Origin of the sequence: Rhodoplanes sp. SY1, from assembly GCF_046000175.1 — a bacterium.
In the GTDB taxonomy this organism is placed as follows: Bacteria; Pseudomonadota; Alphaproteobacteria; order Rhizobiales; family Xanthobacteraceae; genus Rhodoplanes.
Genome location: NZ_JBEOMB010000045.1, coordinates 61,872 through 74,429, shown reverse-complemented (window position 1 = coordinate 74,429; position 12,558 = coordinate 61,872). Strand labels below are relative to the sequence as shown.

9 protein-coding genes and 1 pseudogene are annotated in these 12,558 nt (G+C 69.6%); 3 read left to right on the top strand and 7 right to left on the bottom strand.

What is annotated here, in order from left to right; translation table 11 throughout:
- Positions 1 to 378, top strand: a pseudogene (locus ABTU92_RS13030) (hypothetical protein); the annotation flags it as partial.
- A 412-nt stretch (positions 379 to 790) separates the two neighbouring features.
- A complete protein-coding gene (locus tag ABTU92_RS13025) occupies positions 791 to 2,983 on the top strand; it encodes a methyl-accepting chemotaxis protein (protein ID WP_408091239.1) in 2,193 nt (730 codons plus the stop codon).
- A 258-nt stretch (positions 2,984 to 3,241) separates the two neighbouring features.
- Here ABTU92_RS13025 and ABTU92_RS13020 read toward each other — a convergent pair whose 3' ends face one another.
- The 7 genes from ABTU92_RS13020 to ABTU92_RS12990 all read right to left on the bottom strand — a co-directional run bounded on the left by ABTU92_RS13020 (position 3,242) and on the right by ABTU92_RS12990 (position 9,904).
- Positions 3,242 to 3,460: a hypothetical protein gene (locus tag ABTU92_RS13020; protein WP_408091237.1), complete on the bottom strand. Its 219-nt coding sequence runs from the start codon at positions 3,458 to 3,460 to the stop codon at positions 3,242 to 3,244.
- Positions 3,461 to 3,500: 40 nt separating this feature from the next.
- Positions 3,501 to 3,695: a hypothetical protein gene (locus ABTU92_RS13015; RefSeq protein ID WP_408091235.1), complete on the bottom strand. Its 195-nt coding sequence runs from the start codon at positions 3,693 to 3,695 to the stop codon at positions 3,501 to 3,503.
- Positions 3,696 to 3,841: 146 nt separating this feature from the next.
- Positions 3,842 to 5,641 carry a single-stranded-DNA-specific exonuclease RecJ gene (gene recJ, locus ABTU92_RS13010; protein ID WP_408091233.1) on the bottom strand — a complete coding sequence of 600 codons (1,800 nt, stop codon included), beginning with the start codon at positions 5,639 to 5,641 and terminating at the stop codon, positions 3,842 to 3,844.
- Positions 5,642 to 5,834: 193 nt separating this feature from the next.
- Entirely contained in the window at positions 5,835 to 6,857 is a 1,023-nt protein-coding gene (gene glpX, locus ABTU92_RS13005) for a class II fructose-bisphosphatase (protein WP_408091231.1), read from the bottom strand.
- A 48-nt stretch (positions 6,858 to 6,905) separates the two neighbouring features.
- Entirely contained in the window at positions 6,906 to 8,249 is a 1,344-nt protein-coding gene (locus tag ABTU92_RS13000; RefSeq protein ID WP_408091229.1) for a homoserine dehydrogenase, read from the bottom strand.
- A 35-nt stretch (positions 8,250 to 8,284) separates the two neighbouring features.
- On the bottom strand, positions 8,285 to 9,502 hold the full coding sequence (locus ABTU92_RS12995) for an LL-diaminopimelate aminotransferase (RefSeq protein WP_408091227.1): 1,218 nt from the start codon (positions 9,500 to 9,502) through the stop codon (positions 8,285 to 8,287).
- Between the two features lie 150 nt (positions 9,503 to 9,652).
- Complete coding sequence (locus tag ABTU92_RS12990; protein ID WP_408091225.1) at positions 9,653 to 9,904, bottom strand: hypothetical protein; 252 nt, start codon at positions 9,902 to 9,904, stop codon at positions 9,653 to 9,655.
- A 695-nt stretch (positions 9,905 to 10,599) separates the two neighbouring features.
- Here ABTU92_RS12990 and phaC point away from each other — a divergent pair.
- Positions 10,600 to 12,552: a class I poly(R)-hydroxyalkanoic acid synthase gene (gene phaC / locus ABTU92_RS12985; RefSeq protein ID WP_408091245.1), complete on the top strand. Its 1,953-nt coding sequence runs from the start codon at positions 10,600 to 10,602 to the stop codon at positions 12,550 to 12,552.
- Positions 12,553 to 12,558 lie beyond the last annotated feature (6 nt).

Sequence of the window (12,558 nt, the reverse complement as noted above, 5' to 3'; positions counted from 1 at the left end):
GCGCTGGCCGCCCAGACCGGCAAGGCGACGGGCGAGATCTCCAGCCAGATCACCTCCATGCAGGCCGCGACCCAGGACTCCGTGTCGGCCATCAAGGAGATCGGCGGCACCATCGGCCGCATCGCCGAGATCACCAATACGATCGCGGCGGCCGTCGAGGAACAGGGCGCGGCGACCTCCGAGATCGCCCGTAACGTCCAGCAGGCCGCGAGCGGCACCACCGAGGTCGCGACCAATATCGGGGAGGTCGACCGCGGTGCCGCCGAGACCGGCTCGGCCTCCTCGCAGGTTCTCTCCTCGGCGCAGCAGCTGTCGGGCGAGAGCAACCGTCTCAAGCTCGAGGTCGGCAAGTTCCTGAACACGATCCGGGCCGCGTAGCCGCCCCACCGGCGTGGTCCGTCTGGCTCGGCTTCGAGCCCAGAACAGAGCGGCAGAAAGCCGCCGTTAAACTCACCCTCGAGCCCGGGCCAGAACGGCCCGGGCTTTTTATTGGCAAGGCCGCCACGCTGGAACGCGGCCGACTTTCTGCCATCCGAAAAGTATTACGCTGCGGGGCTTTGGCGGTCATTCAAACGCTGTATAGTAATAATTGAATACGTATTTATGCCGAGCTGTTCCCCCAACAAACGACGGAACATTGGAAGAATTTCTTATCGTATTTTCGGCAATTCTCGTCAGATCACGGCCTCGGCATACCCCTGCGTCGCCTCGGTTCTTGCCCCCCGTCAAGGCATCCGTCTCGAGTGTCGCCGGCCGCAGGCAACAGCACATCGACGTCGAGGCTCTGCTCATGAAGCTCCCATCGTTCATCGCCAAATCGATTCAGGCGAAGATCGCCTCGCTGGCCGGCGTCTGCCTGGTCGGCACGGCCGGCGTGCTGGTCGGCTACGGCGTGCTCTCCTCGTCCTGGAATAACCAGTTCGTCGACCAGAACGTCTCCTCGCTGCTGGAGCGCAACAGCCGCGAGACGCTGCAGTATCTCGCGGCGCGCGAGGCTCGCGCCGTGCAGCGCGAGTTCACGGTGGCGCTGGTGGCGGCCCGGACCATGGCCGAGAGCTTCGGCGTGCTCGCCTCCAAGGGGACCGAGGCGACGCCGAACGACATGCGGCGCGACCAGCTCAACCGCATTCTGCTGGACGTGCTGAAGCAGAACCCGCAGCTCAACGGCACCTATTCGGCATGGGAGCCGGGCGCGCTCGACGGACGCGACGGCGAGTTCAAGAACAAGCGCGAGGCCGGCTCCGACGCCACCGGCCGGTTCCTGCCGTACTGGACCCGCGCCCAGGACGGCAAGATCGCCATCCAGCCGCTGGTCGAGTACGACAGCCGCGACCGCCATCCCAACGGCGTGATGAAGGGCGGCTGGTACATCAGCCTGCAGGAGGGCGCCAAGGAGAGCGTGCTCGGCCCGCTGCCCTACATCGTGCAGGGCAAGAGCGTCTATCTCGCCACCCTGTCGGTCCCGGTGATGATCGACGGCAAGTTCCGCGGCCTCGCCGGCACCGACTTCAATCTCGACTTCGTCCAGAAGCTCGCCACCGAGCTGAGCCGCGAGCTCTACGGGGGCAAGAGCGAGGCCGTGATCCTCAGCGACGAGGGCCTGATCGTCGCGCATTCGGGCCGTGCCGACCTGATCGGCCAGCCGATGTCGACCTTCAACAAGAACGCGCAGGCTGACCTCGCCTACATCAAGAAGGGCGAGGAGTCGGTCGAGCTGGACCCGCAGACCAAGCTGCTGCGCGCCTTCGCCCCGATCACCATGGGCCGCACCGGCAAGCCGTGGTCGGTGCTGATCCAGGTGCCGCAGGACGTGGTGCTGGCCGACGCCCGCACGCTCACCGACGCGCTGCATGCCCGCGCCACCACCACGACCTTCTGGCAGATCATCGTCGGCCTCGTCGTCGCGCTCGGCGCCATCGCGCTGATGTGGGTCGCGGCGCGCAGCATCTCGTCGCCGATCCGCAAGAGCGTGACCTTCGCCGAGGGCATCGCGGCCGGCGACTTCGGCCGGCACCTCGACGTCGAGCAGGCCGACGAGGTCGGCACGCTGGCCGCGACGCTGCGCCGGATGCGCGACGACCTGCAGCGCATGATCGCGCAGCGCGCCGACGACCAGGCCAAGGCCGAGGCGCAGCGGCGTGGCGAGATGCGCAGCCTCGCCGACGGGTTCGAGGCCGCGGTGGGCGAGATCGTCGACACGGTGTCGTCGGCCTCCGGCGAGCTGGAGCGCGCCGCCGGCACGCTCACCCGCACGGCCGAGACGACGCAGCGGCTCTCCACCAGGGTCGCGTCGGCCTCCGAGCTCGCCTCGACCAACGTCCAGTCGGTCGCCTCCGCCACCAACGAGATGGCCTCGTCGGTCCACGAGATCAGCCGTCAGGTGCAGGAGTCGAGCCGCATCGCCAACGAGGCCGTGCGGCAGGCCGAGAAGACCGACGGCCGCATCAACGAGCTGTCGCAGGCCGCCGGGCGCATCGGCGACGTCGTCAAGCTGATCACGGCGATCGCCGAGCAGACCAACCTGCTCGCGCTCAATGCGACCATCGAGGCGGCCCGGGCCGGCGAGGCCGGCAAGGGGTTCGCCGTCGTCGCCCAGGAGGTGAAGGCGCTCGCGGCCCAGACCGGCAAGGCGACCGGCGACATCTCGGCGCAGATCACCGGGATGCAGGCGGCGACCCAGGACTCGGTCGTGGCCATCAAGGAGATCGGCGGCACCATCGGCCGCATCGCCGAGATCTCCGCCTCGATCGCCGCGGCGATCGAGCAGCAGGGGGCGGCCACGCAGGAGATCGCCCGCAACGTCCAGCAGGCGGCGGCCGGCACCACCGAGGTGGCGAGCAATATCGGCGAGGTCGACCGCGGCGCCACCGAGACCGGCTCCGCGTCGTCGCAGGTGCTCTCCTCGGCCCAGTCGCTGTCCGGCGAGAGCAACCGGTTGAAGGCCGAGGTGGGCAAGTTCCTGTCCAACATTCGGGCCGCCTGAGCGTCACGCCGCTCCGGCGCGCCGCGGCAACGCACCGCTCGACATGAAAAGGCCCGGGTTCTCGCCCGGGCCTTTTTTATCACAGCATTTTCCGCTGAAGTCGCCCCACACTCCGCTCATCCCCGCGTCAGCGGGGATCCAGAGCTTCTCTGCCGTGTCGCCCCTGGGTCCCCGCCTTCGCGGGGACGAGCGGAGATCGCGACCTCTTCATGGAGGACGGAAGCGCTGCAGATATCCAGTTCGTCGACACCGGCCGCGCTACACGTCGTCGAGCCGGTCGGTGTTGTGATCCTGGAACTGCTCGGTCTGCAGGTGCTTTCCGTCGCGGCCGCGCTCCTCCGAATGGAGCGCCTTGTCGCGGTTGGACAGCACCATGTTGTCGGGCAGCACGTCCTTGTCGACGTCGGTCGTCGCGCCCGAGCCGTCGCCCTTGCCTTGGCTTCCGACGCCCATGTGCTTCCTGCTGGCATTGGCCATCGTTCTCACCTCCGACTGATGCGTTCCGTGCGGGCGTCGCTCACCGATCCTGCTGATAGCCCTGGTGCGTCGTGTTGATCGTGCTGTTGCCCTGGCGGCCCTGCTGGTCGACGTTCTTGTCGGCGAGCTGCCGGGTCTTGCTCGGCGTGCCGGCGGACACGTCCGGCGCGTTCTGGTCGCCGGTGCCGTGCGGGCTCTGGTTCTCGGTGGGAACGGGCGGCGGCTTGGCGGTCATGCGGTGCCTCCTTGTCGGTCCGCGGCGACTTGCGCCGCGGCGCGTTGCAAGGGGCCAACGCCTCGGCCCGGCAATGGGTCCACGATGCGCGCTGCGCGACGACGGATGCGCCACGACAGCAAGATGATGAGGATTGGACGCGCCGTTCAGCGCAGCCCGGTCGGCTCGCTTGCGGCGACATCGAGGATGCGGAGCTGCGCACGCTCGGCGCCCTGCCAGCGGTCGACCGCGAGGCAGCCGGCGACATGCACGCGCCGCCCGCGGCTCTCCAACAACGCGCGACCGAGCGGCTGGCCGGCGGAGCGGAACGCGATCGCCTCGACGAAGGCGCCGTCACCGCCCTTGAGCCGCACCTTCACATGCGCCTGCCCGACCTCGTCCGCATAGGCGACCGTGTGGGACGGCAGCGCCATCACCGGCTCCGGATTGCCGGAACCGTAGGGTCCGGCCTGGGCCAGCGTGCGGCACAGCTCCGGCGTCACGGCGGCGGCCGAGACGGCGCCGTCGATCTTCAGCGAATGATCACGTCGTGCGACCTCGACGGCCGCCGCCAGCGTCTCCTCCAGAAACGCCCGGAAGGCGCCGAGCGCGGATTTTTTCAACGTCACGCCGGCCGCCATGGCGTGGCCGCCGCCCTTCACCAGCAGCCCCTCGTGCAGCGCCTGCTTGACGGCGCGACCGAGATCGACGCCCGGGATCGAGCGGCCCGAGCCGGTGCCGGTCTCGCCCGGCTCCATGGCGATGGCGAAGGCCGGGCGGCCGAACCGCTCCTTCAGGCGCGCCGCGACCAGCCCGACGACGCCCGGATGCCAGCCGGCCGCCGCCGTCACCACGACGGCCCCCTTCTCCTCGAGCCCCAGCGCCGCCATCGCCTCCGCCTCGGCTTCGGCGACCGCGGACTGCTCGATCACCTGGCGCTCGCGGTTGAGCCGGTCGAGCTCGGCCGCGATGGTCTGCGCCTCGACCGGATCGTCGAGGGTGAGCAGCCGGGCGCCGAGATCGGCCCGGCCGATCCGCCCGCCCGCGTTGATCCGCGGACCGAGCAGGAAGCCGAGATGCCACGCCTCCGGCGGACCATTGAGGCGCGCCACGTCCATCAGCGCCGTGAGGCCGACGCGCTCGCGCCGCCTCATGCCGATCAGACCCTTGGCGACGAAGGCGCGGTTGAGACCGACGAGCGGCACCACGTCGGCGACGGTGCCGAGCGCGACGATGTCCACATATTCGAGCAAATCGGGCTGCGGGCGCAGCTCGCTCCAAAAACCGCGGCGGCGCAGCTCGCGCACCAGCGCCACCACGGTCATGAACACCAGCCCGACCGCGCACAGATGCCCGAGCTTGGAGAGGTCGTCCTGGCGGTTGGGATTCACCAGCGCGACCGCCGGCGGCAGCGTCTCGTCCGCCATGTGATGGTCAACCACCACCACGTCGACGCCGAGCCTCTTCGCCTCCTCGAACGGCTCGAAGCTGGACGTGCCGCAGTCGACCGCGACGATCAGCGTGGTCTTTCGCGCGGCGATCTGGCGGATCGCCTCGACGTTCGGGCCGTAGCCTTCGAAGATGCGGTCGGGGATGTAGATGTCGGGATCGAGGCCGCACTGGCGCAGCACCAGCGTCATCAGGGCGCTCGCCGTCGCGCCGTCGACGTCGTAGTCGCCGAACACGGTGACGCGCTCGCCGCGCTCCACCGCGTCGGCGAGGCGCGCGGCGGCAGCCTCCATGTCGGTCAGCACGGCCGGGTCGGGCATCAGCCGGCGGATGGTCGGGTCGAGATGCGCCGGCACGTCGTCCGGCTCGACGCCCCGCCCCGCGAGAACGCGCGCCAAGAGCTCCGGCGTGCCGTGCCGCTGCACGATGGCGACCGCCCGCTGGGCGGCGCGCTCGTCCAGCCGGTCACGCCACACGCGCCCGGTGGCGGATTTTTCCACGCCGAGGAAGGGAGTCATGCGGCGGCGCCCGTGGCCGGTCCGGCGTCGCGCGCGCCCTGTCCTCCCCTCGTCCTGAGGAGCGGACCGAAGGTCCGCGTCTCGAAGGACGCGGCCCCTGCTGGACCGCCGCGGGGCCACATGGTTCGAGACGCGCCCTTCGGGCGCTCCTCACCATGAGGCGCAGCGCGAGCGAACGCGGCGGAAGCCAGCCTCACCCCATCTGGAACTTCTGGAAGTGGCGATGCTCGGCGCGGATCCAGCGCACCGTGCCGGTGGTGGAGCGCATCACCACGGTCTCGGTCTCGATGATGCCGGGGCGGAAGCGCACGCCGCGCAGCAGCGAGCCGGACACGATGCCGGTGGCCGCGAACACGCAGTCGCCGGTGACCAGATCCTCGAGCTGATACTTCTTCTTCGGATCCTTGATGCCCATGCGGCGCGAGCGCTCGCGCTTCTCCTCGTTGTCGAGGATCAGCCGGCCCTGGAACTGGCCGCCGATGCAGGACAGCGCGGCGGCGGCCAGCACGCCTTCCGGCGCGCCGCCGATGCCGAGATAGATGTCGACCCCGGTGGTCTCGGGGTCCGCCGTGTGGATCACGCCGGCGACGTCGCCGTCGGAGATCAGCTGCACCGAGGCGCCGGTGCGCCGCACCGCGGCGATCAGATCGGCGTGGCGCGGGCGGTCGAGGATCAGGGCCGTGATCTCGTCCGGCTTGACCCCCTTGGCCATGGCGAGCGAGCGGATGTTCTGCTCGGGCGGGGCGTCGAGATCGACGACGTTCTTGGAGTAGCCCGGACCGATGGCGATCTTGTCCATGTAGACGTCGGGGGCGTTGAGGAGCGAGCCACCCTCCGCCATCGCCATGGTGGCGATCGCGCCCGGCATCGACTTGGCGCACAGCGTCGTGCCTTCCAGCGGGTCGACGGCGATGTCGACCTTCGGGCCCTTGCCGTTGCCGACATGCTCGCCGATGAACAGCATCGGCGCCTCGTCGCGCTCGCCCTCGCCGATCACCACGGTGCCGGAGATGGGCAGGCGGTTCAGCTCGCGCCGCATGGCGTCGACGGCGGCCTGGTCGGCGGCCTTCTCGTTGCCGCGGCCGCGCCACTGGGCGGCCGCCACGGCGGCCCGCTCGGTCACTCGGACGATCTCGATCGAGAGCACGCGGTCGAGAGTTTCGCGCTGGCGGGTGGCGGCGATCAGGTTCCGATCGCTTTTGACGACCTCGCTCATGCTCACGTCGAATCCTTTCAAAGCGACCGGAGCGCAGGGTCTCTCCGGTCAGTTCTTCTCGATGCGGATGACCTGAGGGTTACCCGCGATCACACCCCTGTTCTTGATCTCGCTCAACGCTTTGCGCACGGCGTCCTCGGTCGTGGCATAGGTCACCAGGATGACCGGCGCGGGGGTCTGGGCGCTGTCCGGGCTGGAGCCGCCATGCGGCTCGCCGTTGCGCCGGCGCTGGACGATCGATTCGAGCGAGATATGCTCGTCCGCCAGATGCTTGGCGATGGTCGCGAAGGTGCCGGGCCGGTCGACGGCGGCGAGCCGGATGTAGTAGCCGCCCTCGTGGCGCTGCATCGGAGCGCGACGGCTGCCGGTCAGCGCCTCGGTCGGGCGGCCGAAGGGCGCGGCGCGCAGCCCGCGGGCGATGTCGGCGAGATCGGCCACCACGGCCGAGGCGGTCGCCGCCCCACCGGCGCCCGGTCCCACCAGGGTGATGGGCGGGAAGCCGGCCGGATCGACCGTCACGGCATTGGTGACGCCCATCACCTGGGCGAGCGGCGAATCGAGCCGCACCATGGTGGGGTGGACGCGCTGCTCGATGCCCTGCTCGGTGCGCACCGCGACGCCGAGCAGCTTGATGCGGTAGCCGAGCTCGGCCGCCGCCTCGAGATCCTCGGGCGTGATCGACGAGATGCCCTCGACGAAGACCGCGTCGGGATCGACCTGCACGCCGAAGGCGAGACTCGCCAGGATGGCGATCTTCTGGGCCGTGTCGAAGCCCTCGACATCGAAGGTCGGGTCGGCCTCGGCATAACCCAGCCGCTGCGCCTCGCGGAGACAGTCGGCGAAGGAGAGCTTCTCGCTCTCCATGCGCGACAGGATGTAGTTGCAGGTGCCGTTGAGGATGCCGTAGACGCGCTCGAACGAGTTGCCGGCGAAGCCTTCCCGCAGCGTCTTGACCACCGGAATGGCACCGCCGACCGCCGCCTCGAAATTGAGCGCGACGCCGTGCTTCTCGGCCAGCGTGGCGAGCGCCACGCCGTGGCGGGCGATCAGCGCCTTGTTGGCGGTGACGACCGGCTTGCCGGCCGACAGGGCCGCCTCGATTGCCGACTTCGCCGGGTCACCGGCGCCGCCCATCAGCTCGACGAAGGCGTCGATCTCCGGGTCGGCGGCGAGCGCCGCCGGGCTCGGGACGAAGCGCAGGCCCGGGATGCCGAGGGCGTGCATCTCGGCCTCGGCCTTGGCCGAGACCGCGACGAGCTTGACCGGACGACCGCACCGCGTCGCCAGCACGTTGGACTCCGGCGCGTTCGACTCCTGCTTCTGCAGCAGGCGAGCGACCGAGCCACCGACGGTGCCGAGGCCCGCGAGACCGACTTTGAGCGGCGCAACCATTTCGAGAACGACCTGTCGAGCGGGAGAATCGCGGCTCAGCGCGACTGAGCGAGGGGAACGACGTTGTGCAGCTTTTCGGGGCCGGTTTCAAGAAACCGCCGCAAGTTGCGCGCCGCCTGACGGATCCGCTGTTCGTTCTCGACTAACGCAATGCGAACGAAACCGTCGCCGTGCTCGCCGAAGCCGACGCCCGGCGCCACCGCCACCTCGGCCTTCTCGACCAGCATGGTGGCGAACTCGATCGAGCCCAGCGTGTCGAACGGCTTGGGGATCGGGCACCAGGCGAACATCGAGGCGCGCGGCGGCGGCACGTCCCAGCCGGCCCGGCCGAAGCTCTCGACCAGCACGTCGCGGCGGCGCTTGTAGGTCTCGCGCATCTCGCGGATGCAGTCCTCCGGGCCGTTCAGCGCCGCCGTGGCGGCGACCTGCACGGGCGTGAAGGCGCCGTAGTCGAGATAGGACTTCACCCGCGCCAGCGCCGCGATCAGCCGCTCGTTGCCGACCGCGAAGCCCATGCGCCAGCCCGGCATCGAGAAGGTCTTCGACATCGAGGTGAACTCGACCGCGACGTCGAAGGCGCCCGGCACCTGCAGCATCGAGGGCGGCGGGTTGTCGTCGAAATAGACCTCGGCATAGGCGAGGTCGGACAGCACGATGAGGTCGTGCTTCTTCGCGAAGGCGACGACGTCCTTGTAGAAGTCGAGATCGGCGACCTCGGCGGTCGGGTTCGACGGGTAGCAGACGACCAGCGCGGTCGGCTTCGGGATCGAGTGGGCGCAGGCGCGCTCGAGCGCGTGGAACAGCTCCGGCCCCGGATTGCACGGCACCGAGCGGATGACGCCGCCCGCCATCAGGAAGCCGAAGGCGTGGATCGGATAGCTCGGATTCGGCACCAGCACGACGTCACCCGGCGCCGTGATGGCCTGCGCCATGTTGGCGAAGCCTTCCTTCGAGCCGAGCGTCGCCACCACCTGGGTGTCGGGATTGAGCTTCACGCCGAAGCGGCGGCCGTAATACGCCGCCTGGGCGCGGCGCAGCCCGGCGATTCCCTTCGAGGCGGAGTAGCGGTCGGTGCGGAACTTGCCCGCCGTCTCCTTCAGCTTCTCGACCACGTGGGCCGGCGCCGGGAGGTCGGGATTGCCCATGCCGAGATCGATGATGTCGGCGCCGGCGTTGCGCGCGGCGGCCTTGGCGCGGTTCACCTGCTCGAAAACGTAGGGCGGGAGACGGCGAATCCGATGAAATTCTTCCATGATGTCGAAAGCTCCGCTGCGAGATCGGTGCCTGACCGGCGCGTGCGGGGCTTTTAACACGACGATCGCCGGATCAGTAAAGGTGGGGAGCCGAACCGGACGGGAATTCCGGTGCGGGGCCGAGTCAGCGCCTCGGGTCAGCGCCTCGGGTCAGCGCTCCTGCGTCTGGGCGGCTGTCCCGGCGCGCTTGGCGGCGGCGGCGCGGGCGGCGTCGAGGTCGGCCTGCACCTTCTTGCGCTCCGCCTCGGTGAGGGTGCGCTCGGCGCGGGCCTCGGCCATGTCGTTCACGGCCGGATAGCTCGGCGGCGCGGCCGAACGCGCCGGGGCGTCGCTCGGCAGCCCGCCGATCTGCTGCGGCATGTCCGACAGGATGGAGGAGCACCCCGCGACGGAGACGGCCACGGCGGCGAGAACCGCCAGGGTGGGCAGCCGCCCCGGGAGCCGATCCGCCCAAAGGTCACGTGGGCGCCGCGATACGCTTCTAGACATGGCGCGAAGTGACCAACATCTAAACTGTCGGATGAAACGCTGGGCTGACGGCTGCGGTACCGGCATAATATGTCCAAACCAAGGAGCCCTACCCGATGGATACCGCCCAGGAGAGGCCGATGACGCCGGACACGGACGAGCCGGAGGTCGCCCCGCTGCATGTCGAGGGGAACGGGGCCGAGCCGGTCGCCCAGGCGATCGCCGAGCCGGCGGACACCCAGGCGGCGGACATCGCGGCGGAGGGCAGCTCCGGCGAGGCGCTCGTCGAGGGGGCCTTGATCGCCGCCGAGGACGGCCTGCCGCCGCTGAGCTACGACACCCCGCCGCTGCCGGAGGCCGGTCCCGGCCCGACACCGTCCCACCGCGGCAACGGCCATGACACGTCGCCCGACGCGCTGACCGCCGTCCCGACCGCCGACGCCACCCCGCCGGAGGGGTTCGAGAAGGCCGAGCCGCCACATGCGGCGCCCGGCACCTCGCCGGCCGAGATCGCCGCCGCGGCCGACGCCGCCGGCGCCCCCCCGCCCCTGCCCGAGGCGACGCCCACCGCGGCCCCCGTTGTCGAGGCCCTCGCGATCGCGACGACCGTCACCGCGGCCCGCACCGAGATGCCGCCGGAGCCCGCCCCGGCGCCCCGGATCGAGACGCCCGCCGCGCCGACCCCGGCCGCCGCCCAGGCGCTGGGCACCGAGACGAAGCCGGCCTCGACGGCGGAGCCGAAGCCGGAGCCGAAGGCCGAGAAGCCCAAGGCGAAGGCGAAGCCGCAGCCCGACGTCGGACCGAGCACGGTCGACATCGAGAAGCTCGCCACCAACGTCGCCCGCATCATGGAGCAGGGCGGCCGGGCGATCGCCGCCTACATGAAGCCGCGCGAGGAAGGCAAGATCCACGACGAGCCGCCCCAGCAGGTGGTCGACATCGTCACCACGTTCGGCAAGGTGATGGAGTACTGGATGCGCGACGCGACGCGCACCATCGACCTGCAGACCTCGATCGGCCACGCCTATCTGGATCTGTGGGCGACGACGATGCGGCGGCTCGCCGGCGAGACCTCGCCGCCGATCGCGGCGCCCGATCCGCGCGACCGTCGCTTCTCCCATCCGGAGTGGACGACCAACACGTATTTCGACTTCCTCAAGCAGGCCTATCTGCTCACCAGCCGGGTCGCCAACCACATCGTGGAGGACGCCGAGGGGCTCGACCCGCTGACCCGCCGCAAGGCGGACTTCTACATGAAGCAGGTGCTCAACGCGATCTCGCCGTCGAACTTCGTCTTCACCAATCCGGAGCTCCTGCGCCTCACGCTGCGCTCCAACGCCGACAATCTCGTGCGCGGCATGACGATGCTGGCCGAGGACATCGAGGCCGGCCACGGCGAGCTGAAGATCCGGCAGTCCGACAACTCGCAGTTCGAGGTCGGCCGCAATCTCGCGATCACGCCCGGCAAGGTCGTTTACCAGAACGAGCTGATGCAGCTCATCCAGTACACGCCGACGACCGCGACGGTGCTGAAGACGCCGCTGCTGATCGTCCCGCCGTGGATCAACAAGTACTACATTCTCGACCTCAATCCCGAGAAGTCGTTCATCAAGTACGCGGTCGACAACGGCGTGACGGTGTTCACCATCTCCTGGGTGAACCCGGACGAGCACCTCGCCCAGAAGACCTTCGCCGACTACATGCGCCAGGGGCCGCTGGAGGCGCTCGACGTGGTGCTGAAGATCACCGGCGCGCCCTCCGCCCACACCCTCGGCTACTGCGTCGGCGGCACCATGCTGTCGGTCGCCATGGCCTATCTGTCGGCGGCCAGCACGGCGGAGCGCATCCGCTCGGCCACCATGTTCACGGCCCAGGTCGACTTCGAGAAGGGCGGCGACCTCAAGCTGTTCACCTCGGACGAGACCCAGATCGAGGCGATCGAGCGCCAGATGTCGGAGCACGGCTATCTGGAAGGCGGGAAGATGTCGATGATCTTCAACTTCCTGCGCTCCAACGACCTGGTCTGGCCCTACATCATCTCCAACTACCTCAAGGGCGAGCAGCCGTTCCCGTTCGACCTCCTCTACTGGAACTCCGACTCGACCCGGATGCCGGCCGCCAACCACTCCTACTATCTGCGCAACTGCTACCTGGAGAACAATCTGAGCCAGGGCCGGATGGAGATCGAAGGCGTCGCGCTCGACCTGAAGAAGATCCTGGTGCCGATCTACACGGTGGCGGCCCGCGAGGATCACATCGCGCCGGCCGAGTCCGTCTATATCGGCGCCAAGATGTTCGGCGGCGAGGTCGAGTTCGTGTGCGCCGGCTCCGGCCACATCGCCGGCATCATCAACCCGCCGGCCGGCAAGAAGTACCAGTACTGGACCGGCGACCGTCCGGCCGGCGACAATGTCGAGGCGTGGATCAAGCGGGCGACCGAGCACCCTGGCTCGTGGTGGCCGCACTGGCTCGACTGGATCCGGCACTTCGACCCGAGCGAGGTCCCGGCCCGTGTGCCCGGCACGGCCGGGTTCCCGGCCATCGAGGACGCGCCCGGCACCTACGTGAAGGTGCGGTCGTAAGGGTGG